The organism is Microbacterium mitrae, from assembly GCF_008017445.1.
Lineage (GTDB): Bacteria > Actinomycetota > Actinomycetes > Actinomycetales > Microbacteriaceae > Microbacterium > Microbacterium mitrae.
In genome coordinates, this window is the sequence record NZ_VRSW01000003.1 from 160,616 (window position 1) to 181,428 (window position 20,813).

Annotated in this window: 18 protein-coding genes and 3 tRNA genes; 8 read left to right on the forward strand and 13 right to left on the reverse strand. The window is 61.4% G+C overall.

Going from position 1 to position 20,813, the window contains the following annotated elements; genetic code table 11:
• Positions 1–4 precede the first annotated feature (4 nt).
• Together FVP60_RS10090 and FVP60_RS10095 are read left to right on the forward strand one after the other, a co-directional pair.
• Positions 5–568 (forward strand): nucleosidase, encoded by a 564-nt coding sequence (locus tag FVP60_RS10090; protein ID WP_147826162.1) that lies wholly within the window; start codon positions 5–7, stop codon positions 566–568.
• A 300-nt stretch (positions 569–868) separates the two neighbouring features.
• Positions 869–2,269 carry a CoA transferase gene (locus FVP60_RS10095; RefSeq protein WP_187240636.1) on the forward strand — a complete coding sequence of 467 codons (1,401 nt, stop codon included), beginning with the start codon at positions 869–871 and terminating at the stop codon, positions 2,267–2,269.
• A 63-nt stretch (positions 2,270–2,332) separates the two neighbouring features.
• On the opposite strand, the gene FVP60_RS10100 is transcribed toward FVP60_RS10095, so the two are convergent.
• The 4 genes from FVP60_RS10100 to FVP60_RS10115 all read right to left on the reverse strand — a co-directional run bounded on the left by FVP60_RS10100 (position 2,333) and on the right by FVP60_RS10115 (position 4,368).
• Positions 2,333–2,536 (reverse strand): cold-shock protein, encoded by a 204-nt coding sequence (locus tag FVP60_RS10100; protein WP_147826164.1) that lies wholly within the window; start codon positions 2,534–2,536, stop codon positions 2,333–2,335.
• Positions 2,537–2,578: 42 nt separating this feature from the next.
• Entirely contained in the window at positions 2,579–2,845 is a 267-nt protein-coding gene (locus tag FVP60_RS10105) for a hypothetical protein (RefSeq protein ID WP_147826165.1), read from the reverse strand.
• A 500-nt stretch (positions 2,846–3,345) separates the two neighbouring features.
• The gene (locus FVP60_RS10110; protein ID WP_147826166.1) at positions 3,346–3,816 is read right to left on the reverse strand and encodes a hypothetical protein; all 471 of its coding nucleotides are present in this window, start codon (positions 3,814–3,816) and stop codon (positions 3,346–3,348) included.
• A 120-nt stretch (positions 3,817–3,936) separates the two neighbouring features.
• Positions 3,937–4,368, reverse strand: coding sequence for a GIY-YIG nuclease family protein (locus FVP60_RS10115; protein WP_246132558.1), 432 nt, complete (start codon positions 4,366–4,368; stop codon positions 3,937–3,939).
• 93 nt (positions 4,369–4,461) lie between these two features.
• Between FVP60_RS10115 and FVP60_RS10120 the strand changes: the two genes are divergently transcribed.
• The 5 genes from FVP60_RS10120 to FVP60_RS10140 all read left to right on the forward strand — a co-directional run bounded on the left by FVP60_RS10120 (position 4,462) and on the right by FVP60_RS10140 (position 12,464).
• The gene (locus FVP60_RS10120; RefSeq protein ID WP_147826168.1) at positions 4,462–5,556 is read left to right on the forward strand and encodes a DUF998 domain-containing protein; all 1,095 of its coding nucleotides are present in this window, start codon (positions 4,462–4,464) and stop codon (positions 5,554–5,556) included.
• 137 nt (positions 5,557–5,693) lie between these two features.
• Entirely contained in the window at positions 5,694–7,172 is a 1,479-nt protein-coding gene (locus FVP60_RS10125) for a DUF3375 domain-containing protein (RefSeq protein ID WP_147826169.1), read from the forward strand.
• Complete coding sequence (locus tag FVP60_RS10130; protein WP_187240637.1) at positions 7,169–7,891, forward strand: DUF4194 domain-containing protein; 723 nt, start codon at positions 7,169–7,171, stop codon at positions 7,889–7,891. The genes FVP60_RS10125 and FVP60_RS10130 overlap by 4 nt, the downstream gene beginning before the upstream one ends.
• Positions 7,888–11,286, forward strand: a complete 3,399-nt coding sequence (locus tag FVP60_RS10135; protein WP_147826171.1) for an ATP-binding protein — start codon at positions 7,888–7,890, stop codon at positions 11,284–11,286. The genes FVP60_RS10130 and FVP60_RS10135 overlap by 4 nt, the downstream gene beginning before the upstream one ends.
• Positions 11,283–12,464, forward strand: a complete 1,182-nt coding sequence (locus FVP60_RS10140; RefSeq protein WP_147826172.1) for a Wadjet anti-phage system protein JetD domain-containing protein — start codon at positions 11,283–11,285, stop codon at positions 12,462–12,464. The genes FVP60_RS10135 and FVP60_RS10140 overlap by 4 nt, the downstream gene beginning before the upstream one ends.
• A 1,144-nt stretch (positions 12,465–13,608) precedes the next feature.
• Here the strand turns inward: FVP60_RS10140 and FVP60_RS10145 are convergent.
• Genes FVP60_RS10145 through FVP60_RS10155 form a run of 3 tightly spaced genes read right to left on the reverse strand, consistent with a single transcriptional unit; the run spans position 13,609 to position 15,029 of the window.
• Positions 13,609–14,067 carry a hypothetical protein gene (locus tag FVP60_RS10145; RefSeq protein ID WP_147826173.1) on the reverse strand — a complete coding sequence of 153 codons (459 nt, stop codon included), beginning with the start codon at positions 14,065–14,067 and terminating at the stop codon, positions 13,609–13,611.
• 6 nt (positions 14,068–14,073) lie between these two features.
• Positions 14,074–14,475, reverse strand: coding sequence for a helix-turn-helix domain-containing protein (locus tag FVP60_RS10150; protein ID WP_187240638.1), 402 nt, complete (start codon positions 14,473–14,475; stop codon positions 14,074–14,076).
• A 32-nt stretch (positions 14,476–14,507) separates the two neighbouring features.
• Positions 14,508–15,029 (reverse strand): hypothetical protein, encoded by a 522-nt coding sequence (locus FVP60_RS10155; protein WP_147826175.1) that lies wholly within the window; start codon positions 15,027–15,029, stop codon positions 14,508–14,510.
• A gap of 354 nt (positions 15,030–15,383) precedes the next feature.
• Here FVP60_RS10155 and FVP60_RS10160 point away from each other — a divergent pair, with 354 nt between their 5' ends.
• Positions 15,384–15,659, forward strand: a complete 276-nt coding sequence (locus tag FVP60_RS10160) for a hypothetical protein (protein WP_147826176.1) — start codon at positions 15,384–15,386, stop codon at positions 15,657–15,659.
• Between the two features lie 619 nt (positions 15,660–16,278).
• On the opposite strand, the gene FVP60_RS10165 is transcribed toward FVP60_RS10160, so the two are convergent.
• The 6 genes from FVP60_RS10165 to FVP60_RS10190 form a co-directional block, all read right to left on the reverse strand.
• Entirely contained in the window at positions 16,279–16,692 is a 414-nt protein-coding gene (locus FVP60_RS10165; RefSeq protein ID WP_147826177.1) for a hypothetical protein, read from the reverse strand.
• A 547-nt stretch (positions 16,693–17,239) separates the two neighbouring features.
• Positions 17,240–18,976: an AAA family ATPase gene (locus FVP60_RS10170; protein ID WP_147826178.1), complete on the reverse strand. Its 1,737-nt coding sequence runs from the start codon at positions 18,974–18,976 to the stop codon at positions 17,240–17,242.
• A gap of 241 nt (positions 18,977–19,217) precedes the next feature.
• A complete protein-coding gene (locus tag FVP60_RS10175) occupies positions 19,218–19,634 on the reverse strand; it encodes a hypothetical protein (RefSeq protein ID WP_147826179.1) in 417 nt (138 codons plus the stop codon).
• A 709-nt stretch (positions 19,635–20,343) separates the two neighbouring features.
• Positions 20,344–20,416, reverse strand: a tRNA-Phe gene (locus tag FVP60_RS10180).
• A gap of 68 nt (positions 20,417–20,484) precedes the next feature.
• Positions 20,485–20,558, reverse strand: a tRNA-Asp gene (locus FVP60_RS10185).
• Between the two features lie 21 nt (positions 20,559–20,579).
• Positions 20,580–20,652, reverse strand: a tRNA-Glu gene (locus FVP60_RS10190).
• Between the last annotated feature and the right edge of the window lie 161 nt (positions 20,653–20,813).

Here is a 20,813-nt window from a genome sequence, read left to right on the forward strand (position 1 = left end):
AACCATGAAGCTGCTCGTTGCCGCCGCCGAAGCCGAACTGCAGGCATTTCCGTCGCACATTGACGGATACGAAATCTTGGTGACCGGCATCGGCAAGCTGCGCGCCGCCGTGCGGTTGACGCAGGCGCTGGAGCGCGGCACCTATGACGAGATTCTGGTCGTCGGAACCGCGGGCTGCGTTGATGAGTCGCTGATGGCTGGCGTTCACGACATTTCGCGTGCGCTGCAGCACGATGTGCAGAATTTGGCCGGCGTTGTCGGCGAGCACGTGACGCTGCCGGCCGTAATCGAGCTTGAGCGCGACGGCGTGACCATCGCTACCGGTGACAGCTTCGTGGATGACTCGACCGTGGTGGCCACCGTGCGCGGGCTTGGCGCCTCGCTCATCGACATGGAATCGTACGCTTTCGCGTGGGTGGCGCAGGAGTATGGCGTGCCCCTGCGCATCGTGCGCGTGGTGTCTGACAAGGCAGAAGACGGCGCCACCGAACTGTGGGACGAGGTCGTCGCCCGCTGCAGCGTCGAGCTATGGGCCTGGATGCAGGCCGAGTACGGCGTCTCCGCGTAGGGGCTCTGGCGCGGCGCCGGGCTCTTTGGGTGCCGCACGGGCTCTTGGGCGTCGCACGACGCAGGCGCGGCCATATTTCCGGCGTCGCTCACCGCCGCGCATCATTTTGTCGTCGCTTTTGGTTCCGCGGGGCCCGAATCGGCCAATTTTCGACCACAAAATGAAATTCTGCCTGCAAAATGATGTGCTTCTGGCCCGCGGTGCTGCCGCGAGGCCGCAGTCGGCGGGCCAACTGGGTTGAGGCGCTGTCGGGCAGACGCGCCGTTGAACGAGCGTTCATTCTCGCGTTGAATGAGGCTCATGGACGACACCTTCGCAGATCTGTTTGGCGACATCTGGGGCATGGCGGGTGTTACTGGTGACGCCGGTGTGCCCGGTGACGCCGTGTCATTCACCGGGCCGCGGGTGGTCTTGGCTTCGCCGTTCGACGTGACGGGATTGGCGACCGGCGCCGTGGCATCGGCGACGCTTGCGGTGGCGAGGTTGTTGGCGGAGCGTCGAGGTGAGCCGTTGGCGCCCGTGACCGTCGACAGCGGAATGGCGTGCGCGGCATTTCGGGGCGAGGCACTGTTCTCGCCGATCGGGTGGCAACTCGCCCCGCTGTGGGATCCGATTGCGGGCAACTATCGCGCCGCCGACGGCTGGATCAGACTGCACACCAACTACGCGCATCATCGAGCCGCCGTGCGCGACGTGCTCCGCGCCGAAGATCGAGATGGCGTGGCTACGGCAGTCGCAGCCTGGCGTACGGTCGATCTTGAAACAGCCATAGTTGCCGCCGGTGGGGCGGCCGCGGCCATGCACGCGCGCGACGAATGGTTAGCCTCGCCCGCGGGGCGCGCGACTGCCGGCGTTCCGCTTCTCGAATTTGACCAGGGTTCGTCGGGGTCTGCCCCCGCGTGGGCTGGCACCACCCCGACGTTGCCGTTGAGCGGGGTGCGCGTGCTCGATCTGACGCGCGTTATTGCCGGGCCAACCTGCACGAAGGTTCTCGCCTGGTACGGCGCTGACGTATTGCGCATCGACCCGCCAGGCTTTGAGGAGGTGGCATCTTTGCTTCCCGAGACGACCGTGGGCAAACGGTGTGCTGCGCTGGATCTGAACTCCATTGAGGGCCGCGCCCACTTCGAGGCCCTGTTGGCAGAGGCTGACGTTATCGTGCTCGGCCTGCGAGGGGACGCGCTCGCATCGCTCGGCTACACGGACGAGCGTTTGGCAGTGATCAATCCCGCCCTGATCGTCGCGCGACTGAATGCCTACGGGTGGGAAGGGCCATGGAAAAACCGACGCGGCTTCGACAGCCTCGTGCAGATGAGTTGCGGCATAGCAGCCGATGGTGCGGCCACGTTCGGGCGTGACGAGCCGACCCCGCTACCCGTGCAGGCACTCGACTACGCGACCGGATGGTTCCTGGCGGCCGCCGTCGCTCGGGCGCTCACAACGCAGCTGACGAACGGGGCTACCACGCGCATTTCTGGGTCACTCGTCGCTACCGCGAACCTGCTTTACAGCCTGCCGCGCCCACCGCGCGCACTGACCGCCGCCGCCTCTGACGCCGTCGATTTGGAGGAGACAGCGACCGCCTGGGGGCAGGCGAAACGCGTGCCCATGCCAGGGCGCATCGCAGGCGTGGTTCCGCAGTGGCAGCACAACGCCGGTCCGCTCGCACGCCGCGACGCAGTCTGGAACAGCCGAGAGTAGCCGTCTGAAGACAGCACAACGCCCCGTCGGCTGAGCCAGACGGGGCGTTGTGTTTGTTACGGATTACAGCGCGACGATGTTCGCAGCCTGCATGCCCTTGGGGCCCTGCTCAGCGTCGAATTCGACCTTCTGTCCTTCGCGCAGCTCCTTGAAGCCTGAACCGACGATTGCGCTATAGTGCGCAAAGAGGTCTGCGGATCCGTCATCGGGAGCGATGAAGCCGTAGCCCTTTTCGCCGTTGAACCATTTCACGGTGCCAGTGGCCATCGTGTCTTTCCTTTGTTATGCCGACCGCTTGTGCGGTCGCTATCATCTTCTCACCATTTTGCGGGCTTTTGCACGCAAAATTGGTCGAGTTTTTGCACGAGCGTGCTGCACGGCGTCTTGCGCGAGTGCACGTGTGCGGTACTTTCCGAGGCGTTCGCCTCGGGCACCGTGGGCAAAATAGCCCGCGGCGGGTGCGACGGCAATGAAGCCGGCGTATTCGCCTTCGTGGGTTGCCACGAAGACGTCGTCGTCGGCTTGGAGCCAACGCAAATCGAAGGGCACGGCCTCAACGCCGCTGAGAACAGACAAAATTTACAACTTTCTGACGCACGCAAACGCGCACGTAAATCAATGGTTCCGGAACCGGAACGTGAGTTGACGCGGAGCCGTCATTGGCATCTGCATCGGGAGTTGGTGGGCGGGTGCGAACCCGCGAACTCTCTACTTTAGCAGACGGCGCGGGTGGCGCCTGGGAACGGGGTGTGACCGTGTGGCTGTTCGCGGGCGCGTGGTGTGACGGGGTCGGAACCGCCGGGTTGCGTTGCGTGCGTCCGTGCGTGCGTGCGTGCGTGCGTGCGTGCGGGCGTGCGGGCGGTTGCGGGTTGGGGCGGAGCAGGGGATGGCTGCGACGATATCTCCGGGCCACCCTGCGGGTGGCCTGCCAGACCCGCCAATATCGTCTCCGCCATCCCCTGCTCCTTTGGAGGCAGGGACCGGGTTGCGCGGTTGGCTGGGTTGGGTTGCCGGGTTGCGGGGGTCGCTGGTTGAGCGTGGCCGGGTTGGGCTGGCCGGGTTGCGGGGGTGCTGGGTTAGTTGTCGTGTTCGGTTTGGATGTGGGCGATTTCTGCGTTGCTGTTGTGGCCGACGTAGATCTTGAGGCGGGCGTCGTCATTGAGCACGGCGTGGAGTGCCTCGCGGGTACTGTCGGCTTCGCGGCTGAATGCGGTGGCGATGAGATCGGCGTAAGGCGCGGTCTGCGAGTCGGCCTGCCAGACAGACGCGGGGGCAAGGGCGGTCGCAACGGCGTCGATGGAGTCAGCGGTGAGGTCGGTGCCCGAGGCCGCTGCGATCTGTTCGGCGTCGAGCTGGAAGATCGTCTTGTAGCTGTCGGAGTAAGCGATCGTGACGAACGTCTCCGCCGGAGCGGGCGTTGGCTGCGTCGTCTCGGAGGCGGAACCACTGGGCGCGGTTGTCTCGCTGCCGGGCTGTTGCGCTGGTGCGCAGGCGGTGAGACCGAGCATGACGGTGAGGGCGATGGCGAGAACAGATGTGCGGCGCATAACGGCTTTCTGGCGGCGGCGCGGCCGGTGACGGACAGAACTTTTCACCTTAGCCGCGCGCTCTGAGCAACCCCTGGGCGGTACGGCCACGGCTTGCGGTAGGGGAGCTGCCGCACCGGGTTACGGCATGACGCGGGCGACAGCTTCGGCGAACCAGCGTGCGTACGCATGCCATGGTTCCGTCGTTCCGCGAATTGCCGACGTGTGCGCAACGAGTTCGGGGGCGGCGTCGAACCATTCGCCACCGAGTCGTAGGTGGGCGAACTGCTCGTGGCGGGAGTGTTCTGTGTGGCGATCGCCCGGCTCGAAGGCGAGCAGTTCGTCGTGTTTGATCGCGGCGAGGCGCTGGCGGGGGCTTGCCGTGGTTCCGATTTTGATGCGCTGGTCAAAGCGCAAGTAGTAGACGATGTCGATGCGGGGGAGGGGGATGCCGGCATCGATTGTATCGCCGACGCGCCAGCCGCAGACGCCGCAGCGTATGCCGCCGCTGTCGCGCACGCCGGTCGTCGCCCGGCACAAAAGGCACGGTCGTTCAAGCTCGACGGTGGGCACGATTTACGTTATCGCGGGGCGCCGACATCGCCGGATTCACCGGTGTTACTGCGGAGTAGTGCGTGTAGGGCGCGCGTTTGAGAGGATTCAGGAATGAATGCACCCCTGGGTTCGTCGCAGACGCGAGAAGTTCGGTCCACGCGATTCGCGATCATCGCGTTTGTACTGGGCGCCCTGTTGGGTATTTTGGTCGCTGGTGGCAGGCATTTGCCGGTTGGCGGGCCCGAGTCGTGGGGCAACATTGCCGCATGGGTGACGGGCGCTCTCACCGGTTTGGGCTTCGCGTTGGCGTATCTGCTGCCGGGTGGCGGGCGTAGCGAGCCGCGCCTGCGGTGGCGACACGAGGTTCCGCTCGTCAAGCGCATCATCGACCTCGTTGCGCTCACCGGTGCCACCGCGATGCTGAACTACCTGATCGTGATGGCCGTCGCAGCGGTGTTTGAGATGGGCTTTCGCGGGCTCATGATCGACCCGCTTGGCGGCGGCGTGCTGGTCGGTTTTGCCGCGGCCGCGATGACGTACGGCGCGGCGCTCGCGGGGTCTCGGGTGTCGGGAACGTCGGTTGCGACGCTCGCGATTTCGGTGCTGTTCATCGGAACCGTGGCGAGCATGGTGAGTTCGCCAGACGCGTCGTGGTGGCAACTACACTTCTCGGAGCTGGGCAATACCGCGGGCGTGACCGGCTATCGTTTCAACCTCGCGCTCATCACGACCGGCCTCGTGATTACGGTGCTGGCGGGCTATGTGCGGCAAGATTTCGCGAGCGGTCTGCGCCGCCGAGGCTTTGACGTCGGGCGCCGGCCGAAGCTGCTCGGCGTGCTGTTTGGCGGCATCGGTGTCTGCATGATGGTCGTCGGTCTCGTGCCCGACGCGGAGAACTTCGCCGTGCACGTCAGCGCGGGGTCGGGCATGGTGGTGCTGTTTGGCGCCTTCGCGTTTGTTTCGCTGCGCTACATTCCTGACCTCCCTCGCGACCTGATCGCGTTTACGACGGTTGTCGTCGTCGGCATCATTGTCGCGGTGCTGCTGTGGGTTCCGATCGGCTACTACAACCTCACCGGCATGGAACTCGTCGCCGCCGGCCTACTCTTCGCGTGGCTCATGGTGTTCGTACGCGCCGTCGAGGCGTATGGGGCGGTTGATGATGATGATGCGGGTTCTGCGGTGGCGGAACATCGAGATGGGTAGGAGATGCAACGGAAATTGACGTGCGGTAATGCAATCATTCGTGCGCTGTCGACAGAAATCCCAGAGCAGGTCAAGAATGTCGGCACCCACCGGCATGATTAACGAAATTCAAGTACTTCTACGGCGAGGGCACGAACATGAGTGAGATTGGTGGTGAGTTGGCACGCACGATTGAAACGTTCGACCAGCCGACGCTGACATTGATCCATCAGACGCATGCGCCTGTAGTGGTCGCGGTTCTCAACTCGTGCTTCTCTCGCGAGATCCGACTTGTTGGCACGGCGCGGCTTCACACGATGGTCGAGCAGATGCTTGCCGAGATCTCCACCAGCGGGCGAGACGTCACGATCCCGACAGGTACGGGTCGCGAGGTCTGCATGAAGTGGATGAAGGCGCAGTGGCTCATTCGCTCGGCGACTGAGGACGGCTCCGAGGTCTACTCATTGACCTCTCACGCACAACAGGCGATTGACTTCATGGCGAACCTGCGACAGGAGCGCACAGGCTTAAGTGAGCACCGCGTCGCGAACATAATTGCAACCGCTCGGCGCATCAACCGCGAAAGTAACCCTGATCGCAATGCTCGTGTCGCGATCCTCGAGGCTGAATACGTCGAGATCGGTGTGGAACTTGACCGGCTCCGAGCAGGTGGAGAGATAAAGCGCATGTCGGATGACCGACTACTGGAAGGATTCGCGGAACTGCTCTCGCTCGTCGCGCAACTGCCATCAGACTTCAAACGTGTCGAAGAATCGTTCCGCGCTGTGCGCAGCGAAATCCTCGAAGACTTTCGTGCCGAGCGACGGGCGCCGGGTGACGTGATCGATCGCTACCTTGACCGCATAGATAACCTCGTCACAGCGACCGCGGAGGGTCGAGCATTTGAGGGCGCATTTGCGCTCCTACGTGATGACGCACTGCTGCAGCAGTTGCGTGCTGACGTTAACGTGCTCATCGAGCAGGGGGAGTTGTTTCTGGTCGACCGTGACCGCACAGACCTCCGAGGTATCGTCCCGTTGATGCGTGCGGGCTTGGACTCAGCGATGGATCAGCGAAGTCGCATCACAGAGGTCCTCCGTACCTACATCACCTCGCGCGATCCTGGCCAGGATCAAGAGTTCGATGCTTTGCTTCGAGAGCTCGAAGGTGCCGTCGCGAAGTGGCTCGGCGTGGCAGGTGCACGAGCTACGGTCCCGATGGAACTACTGCCGGGGAAGCCTGAGATCGAGACACTCAAGGAGCGGTACTACGACCCCTCTGATGATCGACCGTTGCCGGAATTTGAGGTGGTGGACGGCGAGAGCCCGGAAGCAATGTCACTGAATGAGCTACGTCGGTTTGGCGGGCCGCATCTCGAGCAACTCGGCGAGGCCCTCTTCTCCGCCGAGGGGCGTATTGACGAATGGACGCTCAGCGGAGTCTTTTCCACGCTGCCGGCGGATGCGCGCCGGCCGGTCGACATGCTCGGCCTATTTCACCTGGCAACCAACAGCGACGGGCTGATCAAGATCGACGACGAGGAGTTGTACTCCACGGTCAGGCCGGATGGCACTCGCGCAACGTTCATGGCACCGCTGTATGTGCCAGGAGAACAGCAAGCAGAGGACGAACCGTGACGATCATCGGCGAGCACGAAGACGAGTTGTTTGAGGACGAAACACTCGAAGAGAGTCTTGAGGACGAAACACTCGAAGAGAGCATAGACACTGTGCCCATCGACGACGACGCGGTGACCTATTTCGAAGGCGACGACGGAGGACTGGATCTCGCTGAGAGGCGCGCTCTTGTCGTGTTGTTGAAACATCGATTCGTCACCGTGGAGACGTCAAACGGTGTATGGGACACGATCGTGAAGTCGCGCAAGATCATAAACTCGCGACTCAACGATCTCTTCCTTGAGCTGGTGATCGACGTCGACCGTGAAGTCGCGTTCAAGCGCCAGGTGTCGCCGCGTGCGATGGGTCTCGACTTTCCCACGCTGTTGTTCGCACACGCTTGGCAACGCGAAGAGACCGCATTGCTGGTGTTCCTCCGCCTGAAGTTCCGAGAAGCCGAAGGCCGAGGCGAGAAATACGGACGTGTGAGCCGGGAAGCGATGTACGACTTCCTCAAGGACAACCGAGCCGCCACTGCGACAGATGAAGTGCGCGACGGCTCACGAGCCAAGCGTGCCGTTGACGCGCTGAAGACCGCCCAGTTGCTGAAGGAAGTGGACACGGACGAGTTTCGTATCTCACCGGCGATCGCCGTGCTTCTTCCGGCATCAACGCTGATGAATTTGCTGTCCTGGCTAACTGACCAGGTCATCGGGGCGACCGAGGAGGACACATTATGACTCTTTTGCAAGGGGATGAAGGGTTCGTCGACGCGGCTGAGAGTCAATGGCGTGCCGAAAAGCTCCAGGTGTTCAACTGGGGCGGCTTCCATGGTCACGCCGTGCTCGATCTCGCAGAAGAAGTCACCGTCGTGAGCGGCATGTCCGGTGCGGGAAAGAGCACGCTGCTCGATGCCTACACTGCACTAATGATGCCGCCTACCGTGGCGTTCAACGGTGCGTCCAATGACTCCGGAGCTGGGCGTGCTCGCTCCGCCGAACAGCGCAACGTGTTGAGCTATCTGCGAGGGAAGATCGACGACACGCTCGAAGAAGGCGAGGTCATTGACGACGTGCTCCGCGGCCGTGACGCGCCTGTTTGGGGCGCTGTGGCGATGACCTTCATCAAAGAAGCGGGCCAGCGTTTCACTGCTGTGCGGGCCTATTATGCCGCCGCCCGACTGGTGAAGTCGTCCGAGGTGACCACACGAAACATGACAATCCACGCCACATTCGACGTACGGGAATTGCAGGAGTTTGCACGCATCGGGGAGTCCAACTTCCCGGCACGAAACCTGAAGGCGAAGTGGCCGGGGCTCAGCACCCACGAAACGAACGATTCGTTCTCGCAGACGTTGTTCACAAAGCTCGGTATTGGACTGAACGGTGACGGCGCGAAAGCATTGCGATTGCTCGCACGAATCCAGGCGAGCGCCGACATCCCGACGGTAGACAAGCTCTATAAGGAACTCGTAATTGAAGAGCCTGACACGTACGTCAAGGCAGACAAGGCGATCAACCACTTCGACCAACTCGATGACGTATACCAGGAGATGATCACGGCTCAACAGCGAGCCGATCTGCTGGAGCCGATCACGGAGGCACACGCGGCGCTCGTCGAGGCTCAAGAGGCGATCGTCAACGGCGACGAGCTGGGTGACGTGCGTAGCGATCACACTTCTGCGGGCCTCTGGCGGCTCCGCAAGCACAGCACACTCTTGCGTGAAGCGGTGGCTACGAACCGTACGGAAGCACAGCAGGAGCGCACGAACGTCGCGGAGCTGACCCTCTTCGAGCAATCGACGAGGTCGTTGCTCGAAGCGACGAAAAAGGAACACCGGGAAGCCGGCGGCGACCTTCTATCAGAGCTGGCCCTCCAAATCGATCAGATAAGCGCAACCATCGCTCGGCGAGAAGACGTGCGTCGACGATTCATCACCGCAACTCAAAGTCTGGGGCTCCCACTGGCGACGCGCGACGAGTTCGACGCGGCGAGAGACGCGGCGGCGGAGTTCGGGGCCGAGTACGTCAGTGCGAGCACCGAGTTAGGCGGGCGCCGCGATGCGATGCTTCGAGACTCCTATCCGATGCACGAGCGAGCGAAAGAGATTCGTCAGGAACTTACCTCGCTCAAGACACGTACCGGTCGAATCGACGAGCACTTCCACGAGATGCGTCTCGCGGCAGCACAGGCATCGGGGCTTCCGATTTCCGATCTGCCGTTCGTCGCGGAGCTGATCGATGTGCTCCCCGAGGAGGCCGATTGGCGGGTCGCGATCGAGACGGCACTCCACTCGAGCGCACGCACGATGCTGGTGCCGATGGAGTATCTGGCTGAGTTCTCCCGCGCGATCGATCCGATCGAGCTGCGGGGGCGCCTTACGTTCCAAGGTGTACGTCGTAATGTGCCAGCACGTTCCGCGGCTCGGGACCCTCGGCGCGTGGCAGGCAAACTGCAGTTCAAGGAGTCACCGTATAGAGGCTGGGTGCTGGATCACGTCGCAGACGGATCACGCAACGCCTTGTGTGTGGATTCCCCGGACGACCTTGGTGGCGACGATCTTCGCATCACGTCGGCCGGTCAGACGAGGCGCGGAGCGCGTGGCGCGCACGGTCGTCAGTCACAACGTAACGTCATCGGCTTCGACAACGTTGATCTTCGCGGGGAACTGGCAGCGGAGCTCGCTTCGACTGAGGTGGCTTTGGTGCGACTGAATGAAAGCAGCGCCGGAATCGCACGCGAACTCCAGGAACTGGAAGCGAAGCGGTCGGCATTTCAGCGCGTACTGGAGACGAACTGGTCGGAGATTGACCTAGCGGGCGTCACCGCGGAGCAGGCTGAGCTGGAGAAGCGTCGCAACGACATCCGTGACAACAATGACGTCTTGGCGGCACTTGATCAGCAGATCATTGATCTGGAAACGAATCTGGACGAGACACAACGTCAGCGGCATGCAAGCGCTGAATCGGTGACGCGACTGGACTTGAGACATGCGGAACTCGTCGACATCGAAGACCGGATAAACCCGGCTCTCACCTTTGCTGATTCTGATGACACGATCGTGTTGCGCGACGACTTGGTGGCAGGCCTTGACCGTATCTGGGACTCGCTCGTCGTTGGCGATCCTGTGACACCTGCCACGTTTGATCGCTATGCGTTGCGTATCGCGGATGTACTTAAAGAGCGAGTGGCTCAGGCGCAAACCGAGGTAGCTCGGATGACTCAGCACATCGAAGGCATTTTCCGCCGGTATCTGGCGCAATGGCCGGAGCCGAACCTGATGGCGACCGTCGACTTCTACGATGACTTTGCGGCGATTCTCGCATCGATCGTGGAGTCAGGTTTGCGTGAGCGTCGCGACGAGTGGCGCCGTCGTTTGTTGCAATGGAGCGGTGAGCACCTGCAGCAGCTGGCGACTTCGTTGACGACTGCGGTGGAGGACATCGAGAACCGCCTCTATCCGATTAACCAGATTCTTCGCGATTTGCCGTTCGGCGCGACAGATGACCGGCTGCAGATCGATCTTCGCAAGCTTTCGTCAGAGGCCGTGACAAGGTTCCGCAAGGAACTGACAGCGCATGCACGAATTGCGACGACCGGGCTGGACGAAGAAGCATTGGAGAAGCGGTTCAAAGACCTGCAACGATTCATGGCGCAGATCAGGCGGAAGGATGACTTACGTCTTCCCCGCAACCTCATGGATCGTGCAGACCGTGATCGACTGCTTGATGTACGTCGTCATGTTGAAATCACTGCGCAACGTGTGGATGGGGACGGTGAGGTGCTGAGCGTGTACAGCACGTTGCGTGGCAAGAGCGGCGGCGAGATGCAGGAGCTGATCGCTTTCATCGTCGGAAGCGCTCTGCGGTTTCAGCTCGGCGACCAGGAGCGTTCGCGACCAACGTTCGCACCCGTGTTCCTCGACGAGGGTTTCATCAAGGCTGATGGCCAGTTCACGGGTCGAGCGGTTCAGGCGTGGCGCAAGCTCGGCTTCCAGTTGATTGTGGGTGCCCCGATCGACAAAGCTCCGGCGCTGGAGGCTCACGCCGAGTTGGTGGTGATGGTTACGAAAAACCTGACCACGCACCGCTCCTACATCGCCGATATTCGCCGACATGACGACGTGACACCATGAAGTCGTCAGCCGAGTTCGAGCGCGATGTGACACGACGTCTCGAACGATCGTGGGCGGAGGAGCTCGTGGGGCCGACGGGGGATTGGCCGCGGAAGTTCCCACTCGGGTTGGAGTCGGCGGACGTGCTCGGCGCGGACTTCGGGAGCTTCGTCGGCCAGATTGATGCGTGGCGACGCTATGCCCGTGAGCGAGGGTTGACGCTTCATGAGACCGGCAGGCGGGTGGGCGCGGTGACGCATCGTATTCCGTCGCACGTAACGGTGGAGGACCCGGGTGAGGCGGCGGCACTTGTCGGCTCTGGCTGGCCGGAGCGGTTGGCGCGAGGCGCCGTGCGTGTTCGGGAGGTGGGGGCGAGGTTCCCCGCGTTTAACGGGGTCGCTCGTCTCGTGCGCGCGACGGACTCCTACACCGATACCGATTTTGACCTGCTGCTGAACGCAGGAGAGTGGTTCCGCGAGAACACGGCTCAAGGGCTCACTCCCCGTCAGGTGCCGATCGAAGGGTTCCACGCAAAGTGGCTCAACACGAGCCAGCACCTGGTCGCGATGCTCGCAGGGCAAGACAGCCTTGGAGTGGAACCAAAGCATCCGGGACGAATTCACTTCAGCTACCTTGACCCGGAGTACTTAGCAACGGGTACTCGTCGGCACGATAGCGCGACGGTGGGTGACAGCGTGATGCCGGCGTACCACCCACGAGTGGTGATCATTTCCGAGAACAAAGACACCGCGATCTTTTTCCCACAGGTGCCGGGTGGTATCAGCGTGGAAGGTGTCGGGCGCGGAGCACGTGCGATCGCATCGTTCGATTGGATCAAGAGCGCGCCCGCGGTCATCTACTGGGGCGACATGGACGCCGATGGGCTCGAGATCCTCAATGAGTTCCGCGCGGCGGGAGTCCCCGCAACATCGATCCTGATGGATCAGGATGCGTTCGACGAGTGGGAGCGATTCGGAACCAACGTTGACTCGCGCGGCCTGGCACTATCTGGGCGCAAGCCGCGCGACGTGCCACACCTTATCCGGGAGCGGGAGTTGTACCTCGCGCTCGTGGATGCGGAGTGGCCACGAGTGAGGCGCATTGAGCAGGAGCGAATCCCGCTCGACATCGCTTTGCGGGAGGTCGAGCGGGTGACATCCCATGTCGGATCCGAAAATCTGCGGCATCGCGCTGACTAGTTGTTCTTCCCTTCTTGAACCGTCCTGGGCTCTGTTCAGGTGTCTATGTGTGCGCCGGTTTGGTGATCTCTGATTGTTAGCGGGCGGCTTTGGTGGCTGTTGCGGGCGTAGCCGAGGGCTCTGTGGAGGCGGTCGTTGTCCCGCCAGCGCACCCAAGCCATGGTTGTTCGGAACGCGACCTCGGTCGCGGAGGGTCATGCTGGGCGGGCGTTCTGCCTTGTAGAGCCCATCCAGGGCGTCAGCGAGGCGATGTAGTAGCTGTCGTCGACGGTGCCAACTGAACCGGTGATTTGAGCTTCGGCCAGGCACTCGAATTATCGACCTGAGACGCATTGGCTTCCTCGGTCGGAGTCATAGGCCAGCCCGTCGAGTGGGTGCTCTCTCGCGGACGGGAGTGCGTGTTCGAGTGCTTTCACCGGGAGGTCTTCGGTGCGCATTTCGGTGCGAGTCGAACAGCCGAAGATCTTCCGATTGAACACCTCCGTGACGAGCGCAGGGCAACATCAACCTGACGTGATGCGGACGGAGGTGGTATCCGCGACCGAGGGCCGGTTCGGTCGATCGGTGCCGAAGCGCAGCTTGACGAGATTCGCACTATCGTCCGGGGCTCGCGCGGGATCGTCGTGCGTGGTGTTCGGCCACGTGTCACGCCGACAAGACCAGCCCTCGGCATGAGGCGAGGGATGTGCTCGCGACCAACGCGCCAGCCTTCCCGGGGTGCATGAGATGCCACATCTTCCTGGCCCCATGAACGCGAACTTGCGCGTAGAGGCGAGTGATGACGGGGATCATCCTTTGGCCAATAAGCCAGCCCCGGAACCACCCCTCACCAACCCAAAGCAAAACCCCCGCCATGTAGAAGCTAGGCGATGGCTTCTGGGATCACTGTAATGATGATCCTTGTGGCTCCGACCGGCATCGATCCGGTGACCTTTCGATTTTCAGTTGGATGCTGTGGGCTTTTGGGTATCGATTGGCCGAGGTTTGCGGCGGAATCACGCGGATCCGGTCATGGTTGGCGCCATTCGGACCTGGTGGTTTCATCCGGGCTACCGGCACCTGACCGACACGTTCTGGATGATCTAACGTCTCTTTGGCCAAATCCCTTGATGGGAGTGGAACCTATCGCCGCTCCGAGCTCGTGCTATACGCTAGACGCTGGATCGGCGTCGTCCGCTTCCGGTGAGCTCTCGGTGATTTTCATATCGCCGGGGCGTACGAAGTCGAGTAGCGGGCCGGGACGGTTCAGGCGGGCAGCGCTTGAAGTTAGATACTCTCGCAGATACGGAAAAAGTGCCATAAAGCCGACACGCTCGGCGAAGTCGATGCGGACGTCCTGGGGGATTTCGGCATCCAAATCGAGCGTGTAGATCGCGCCCAGCTCGAACAGGTAGTCCGTTGAGGGCGTTTCGACAACGAAGCGAAAGCGATCTTCAAGCTCGCGGCCTTCGGTGCGCTCGGCGTAGCCCAGATTGAAGTTGACCGCTGACGCTTCCAAGTCGTCATAGGACTTCGCCCGGGAGCCTGTTTCATAGACGCGAATCTGGCTAAGCGACACATGTTCGACGAGTTCTGCCGTCGAGTCAATCGTGTATGAACTCATGGTGCGTTACGCTGCCATCGCGAAATCGGTTCGTTTCGCCGATTGGAGACCCATCTCGACGCGGACCTGCTTCGAGCGGTTCAGGTTGGCGCCTGGTGTCCGGAATCGCGGCTGCCACCGTGCGTCGTTGAATGCAGTGTCCTGCGGTTCGACATGGTGTGTAATCGTGGCGCAGAGCGCGTGCGCGTATCGGCGCACGGTGGAAAGCTTAGGATCCGTCTCCGATTCGAACGCAGATACGCTCGCCTGAGAGACGCCAAGCAACTCACCAAGCTCCGTTTGGCTGAGTCCGCGGTCTTCCCGGATCTGGCGCAGCATTGCGAGCATCGCAAGGTCTGCTTCCATGTTGAGACGCGCAATCTGCTCGCGCGGAGTCTCCTCATCAAATCCAAGGTCGTCATCGTTCATGATGTCTACCTCCATAGACTGGAGCTTATATCTTACATCACGGTGGCGCCACCCCAGTTGGTCGAGCGCCCCTCGTAGTAGTGGTCACGAGCAATCTGCAAGGCGACATCCTGCGCGGCGTTCGGGTCCTGACCCGGCTCGATCGCCTTCTCGTGGACGTGGAGTCCGACGATCGTAGAGCCGTGAGGCGGGCGCTGAAGTGAGGTGGGTTCGGAATGGTAGATGCGCACCTGTGCTGTCAGATCCTCGCCGTAGTCGGTCCCGCTACGTACTTCGTACACGTCAATGTCGGTGACCGTGTGCATCGGCCCCTTGATGTGTCGTACGGGGGTGAGTGTGCCGTTCTTGAGTGCCACGAGTCGCGCGCGAGTTTCGCCCCGCAACCGTTCGCGATCTATTTCAGGCATGCTGATACCGTCGATCACAGCCCGGACTGCCGGCCAAACTGCCGTGTAGGCGGATGCGGCGCCGCCGTACCAGTGGTAGCTAATCGGGCGGAAGGGGGGCTGAGTGCAGATCGACGATGATCCGTCGCCGTCCGGGGAAACTGGCATGTCGTCAATCCTAAGTGGCTTCGCCGACACCGACCGGGGGTCTGCTGAAGGTTTGGTTGGCTCCTGCCCGCGATCTGTGAGGAGGGTGGGGACGGAATGATTGCCCGTGATGAGGTATTCGGAAGAGTTCAAACGGGATGCGGCCGACTTGGCCACGCAAAAGACAAGCCCGAGTCGACCCAACCTTCAGCAGACCCATGTGTGGTCGGCGGGGGACGGACCGCAGTACGGCACGGCAGGTTGTCGCCTGAGCCTCTGCCGTTGTTGCCACGCGGATTCAATGAGATCCCCCTCATGTTCCTCGAACGAAGGAGCGGCGGTGCATAGGGTTGTTGTCAAAGGAAAGGCAGCGCAATGAGTGCATATGAACGTGACGAGATCGGTGCGGTAATGGTGTTGATGGCTTTGCGACAGCTACTGCGAGCCACTCCTGAACCGGATGACGGGCAGGTTGTCGACGAGGTCGATGACGTCATTAGTGCGTTAGTGCGCGATATTCACCTCAGCGAAGAAGAAGTGGATCAGTCCTGGAAGATGGGTGGTTCCGAGTGGCTGACGGCGCTTGGCCTGAAGCTCTGGCCGGGAGAAGAAATGGTTCGTATCGTCAGCCGGGCAAAGCTCCTGTCTTGAGCAGAGAGTGGCAATCCCTGCAGAACCATCCGGAGTAGGCACAGAACCGATCAGCTCAGAGCAACAAGCGGCCTGATGTTCGGCATCGCATCGGCTTCCGGCGATCTCGCGGGGATCTTCTCGTTGCATTTGATGCACGGGCGGGATGTATCGTTCATGTCAGCTCCGCCGCCTTCGTGGGCTTGCACGAGACTACTTAGGGGGCCCGACGTTGAGAATCGGCACAGAACTGCCACAGTGCCACGGCCAGTTGCATGCGCGATGCACAGCTAGAGGAGCGAATCGCTCAACTCAACTCACCTCAGCTCTGCGAGGTGACCGAGTGAAGCCGGCGGCGTGAACACGTCGCAGCTCCAACCCTCACCAACCCAAAGCAAAACCCCCGCCATATAGAAGCTACGCGGGGGTTTCTAGGATCACTGTAATGATGATCCTTGTGGCTCCGACCGGCATCGACCCGGTGACCGCGCGATTTTCAGTTGGATGCGGTGGGGTAGTGGGTGCTCGATGGTCATCGTTTGCCGCGTGATTCCGAGGAAGTCGACATGGTCGGCCGTGGCCCGTGCGAGGTGGCTTCCGCAGTACTACCGGCACAGGGCCGGTACGCAGCCACCGATTCTCAGGTACCTAGATGATCCGTGATGATGCCTATGAAGACAGTGTCTACCGTCCGTTGCTCGCCCCCTATCTCCACGGCCTTCTGGCCGACGGCGAAGTGGATGCGGTTTATGTTGGGCCTTAGCTTTGTGTGCCATTCGCAACGAACGCTCTGATCGCCAAACTGGAAGGTCCGCTCGGCCATCGCTGCGGCGTTCCTTCGTGTATTGCTATTCTCGGGCGACGCGGCAATCCCGAGCGAGCCCAGAGCGGACTGGCGTGCGGTCGTTTCGGTCTCGGATGCCCATATCTCAAGAACCTCATCGTTGAGCGCTCCCAGATGCTGCATTAGGCCGGGTACCACCTCGTCGGCACTACCGCGTAGCGAGTTGGCTCTGCTCCACGCTGAAGGGTGGAACGTCAAGACGGGGAACATGCTTGAAGCATGTTCTTTCATCGCATCCAGACTGGCGCCGTACTCTTCCGCTACCGAGGCGCGCATTGCTCGAGCTCTGTTTCGCGCTTGCGTTGACTTGCTCGCAGTTTCGAACTCGAGAAAGAGTGCTGGCGCCGTGCACTGATCGCATTCGGTGGAGGGTGGGATCCAGCAAGCTGCGCGAGACTTCAAGGCCACTCGAGCCCCTTGGCCTGTGGCAGCAATATCTGTGGCGAGGCGGGAGGCGTTTTCTGGCGACCCCATCTCTGGCAGATACCTCGCCACAAGATGTTCGCACACAGCGCGCGCGCCAGAGGTGGCAGACAAACCGCGAGACGAGTACTGGCCGACTATTCGCCAGAAGTCGTTCTGCGCTATAGCGGTCGGAGGTGTACCCGCAAGTTCTTCGAGCGCGCGCAAGGTTGAGGGGCCGAGGCGAGGGCCTTTGTCTTCTGCGCACGCGAGCATGCGATCCCAGAACGCGACGTCGGTGGCGCTTTCTACCGACGGTACAACGTACTCTGGGTCGAGCAGATGAATCGACGAATTAGGCATTCGTGATTCCCTGCGAACGTTCGATGTTTTTGCGTAGTATTTCCCGGATGTCCTCCTCGGCTGAGGACAGGAACCCGGCTGGCCACTCGTCGAGATCACCAAATTCGGTGAGGCCGAGTTTGCGAGCGATGGCACCATGCGCCGACGGCTCAACGAAAGTGATGTCAACCGCATGAGGCCTCAGAATGCCCTCCGCCGCGCGCCTTCGGATCCGCGTGATGAAGGCTTCGCTGTGTGTCTCCACGATGAGTGAAACATCAGGGCGAGCTCGGAGCAGGAAATCGGCGAGGCGCGCCTGCACCGCCGGATGAAGATGAAGCTCTGGCTGCTCAACAATAAAGACTGATGCATGTGGAGACCTCAAGAGGCCGACCAGAAGCGGAAGAGCTTGGCTTACGCCAACACCAACTGACGTGAGGTCCCGTGTCTGGCCGTTGATCTGAAGGTCGAAACCGACGCCAAGCTTTCCTTGTGGTCTTGCAACCACATCGTCGCCTATCTCAAGGTGAGCCAGCCACTGGTTGACTGCAACAGACAACGGCGCGATTCGCGGTTCACCCGCTGGGGTTTGATAATTGACGAGCGACGAGTCGCCGCGGGACAAGACGGCGGCACTGAATTCGCCTCGCGTCCCCACTGGCAGCCCTCGCGCAAGTTCATTCCAATGATTCCAGACAACCCGCGGCTCATCGCGCAGCGGCCCGAGGTACTGCACTCGCCTTGAGAGCTCGTCGAGTGCGTCGCTGAGCATTGTCAGCGCGACGTAGCTGTCGCCCATCGCCTCCTCAAGTTGGCCTTCGAGTACACCCTCCTGCATCCTGTAGCCCCACCTTGAACCCTTGACGGTCAGGAAGGCCCAGGGGGAACGAGACCGATACTCGGCAGCAACGTCGAGAACTCTTTCCTGGTCCTCGTCCTTCAGCTCGTGCCATGCTCTTTTCAGGCCCATCGGAGTCACCGCACGCGAGCGAAGGATCTCGTGAATCGGAATGTTCTCCAGTTGCTCGCTCTGAGCGGCCTCCGAGAGCACACGCAAGAATTCTCGGACTACGGACGGTGTGAATGCAGGCGAACCATCCAGTCGGTGGAGTGATGCGTCCTCCTCCGCGAGCCACCCCGCGAGGGACTTCCGATAGCGGGTCCGAACATCTTCGGGATTGAGTAGCTGAACCACAACGACAGGGCGGAGGCCCTGCATTGCGACGTAAGTGCGGAGCTGTCGGCTCCCGTCTCCTAGTAGCGACTTGACATGCAGCACGTCCCTTTCGCCGAGCTGGCGGGTCGCTTGGAGTGCCAGTTCCACGTCGCTTCCGCGAGAGTTTTGACGCGCAAGAACGAGCGGTAGGCCCTCGAAATCTGGTCCGTCGATGGTTACCTTTCGAGCGCGAAGTGTGGCGTGATCCTCCGCAGCGACCAACTCATATGACGCGACCCGAACGACTGGACTACCCCCGCGTGCCGTGTATCCGCTCTCCAGACTCAGCTGGATTCCTATGCTCTTGCTCTGGGCGCCTTCTCGAACCAGATCCTCAGCATCGCCGAGGCGGACGAGAGGACCGTTCAGCACGATGGGACCATCGTCGTACAGGCTTTGGGCGGCCAATAGTAAGGACTGGATTGTCGAAGACTTGCCGCTACTGTTTACGCCTGTCATGACGGTGGCGTGACCGGGACTGATGTCGAGGTCAGCCCTTGCTATGCCTTTAAAATCTGTGATTTGCCAGCGCACCTTTGAGCCTTTCGCTAACTGCGGAGATCGGATGTGGAGGGGCTGCCGATCCGAGGTGCGCGTGGACCGCTGCTGAGTGAGGGCCGCACGCGCCGCAGGGTTGGTGGCTCCGACGGTGCCCAGTCCGGCCCGGGGCCGGTCTGGAATGAGTATAGAAAGTCCTCACAGCTCTGGTCCTGCTGACCGCGCTGTGGCGGGTTCGAATGGGGGATCGAGCCGCATGCGGAATCAGAAATCGGCGTCAGTTTCCAGGCAGACGTCGATTAGGCTCACAGGTGGCGATGGAAGAACGGATATGAGTGTTGGCTTCGTTGATGCTCCGCTGATCGTGTCGCGAACGGCGATATCCGTCCGGTCGGTACCCCGCCGCAGGAGGCCCTGTCGCGAGGTCCCCTGCGCCTTCGCGATCCGCATGACGTTTGGTCGCGCCTGGTGATGCGTAGGCGGAGGTCAGTGAGCGCAAGTCCTTGGACAGTTCGTTGATTCGATTGGTTAACTCGATTGACTTCGCGAGAGCTGGCTCGATGTCCCCTGCGGTCGGGGAGAACGGGACGGCGCGTAGCTCCGCGCTTGCGTCGTCGATCTGCGTTTCGACGAGACGAATGAGGAGGAGTCGTGCGGGAACGACCCCCCGCTCGGCCAGCCTCGTATTGGTCATGAACAAGATTCTACGCCTCTTCACGTCTGTGATCGATGGGACCGGTTGGCTCTCGTTGGTCGCAGCACGCTTGCGCCGCCCGAGCACCCAAATTGCCCGGTGCACGCGTTGCTGGATCTCACGGAATCGATATTGGCAACATTTTTGCGGTGCTCACGCAATTATGACTTGATGCAGTTGGTCAAAAGGTGATGCGTCGTTACCTCGACTCGTCGGGGCTATCTAGTTCCAGAGGCGACGAATGGAGGCAGAGATCATGCTCGTGGCCTGGCAGGCGCAGTGTCGGCCAGGAAGGGGGAGTGGTGAGCCGTGATGAAGAGCTGGACGAGATCGTTCTCGCCAGGTTCGAGGAAGATTCGCAATTGACGCGACGTGAGGCGGCCGCACGGTGTCGTGCGCCGGTGCGGGTATTCGCCTCGCTGATGTGGCAGGCGCGTGTGTCGTTTCCGGACGCGCGTAGGAAGCCCATTCTTTGGGGTTTCCAGCATCGATCCGTTCCTGGGCGATGGTTGCGCTCATGCCTTCGGTTAATTGGTAGTGTAAGGCGCGAAGGCAGCTGCGGGAGGCATCTGCTGAGGCGTCGCGTTCCGTTTCGACTCGTCTTGTTCGCTCAACGGCGGTGAATCCAACCGGAGCCGACGCAAAGCAAAACCCCCGCCATGTAGAAGCTAGGCGAGGGTTTCTGGGATCACTGTAATGATGATCCTTGTGGCTCCGACCGGCATCGATCCGGTGACCTTTCGATTTTCAGTCGAACGCTCTACCAACTGAGCTACAGAGCCTCACGGCACAAGTGTCGTGATCTGATATGCGAAAGGCCCTCTCGAAGAAAGGGCCCGTCGCTCCAGAGCGACCCTGACGGGACTTGAACCCGCGACCTCCGCCGTGACAGGGCGGCACGCTAACCAACTGCGCTACAGGGCCATGAGATATTCAGTTGTATTGTGACCCCAACGGGATTCGAACCCGTGCTACTGCCGTGAAAGGGCAGCGTCCTAGGCCACTAAACGATGGGGCCGGAGTGGCAGGCTACCGAGGTAGTTGCTCCTTGCCGACACCCAAGCATAAGGGGATTTTCGCCGCAAAACCAATTCGAGCGTGAATCTCGCGCGTGGCGCGCGTGCCGGAACCATAAAAAAGCCGGATCAACAAAAGAAAAATTCTCGACGCAAAGATTCG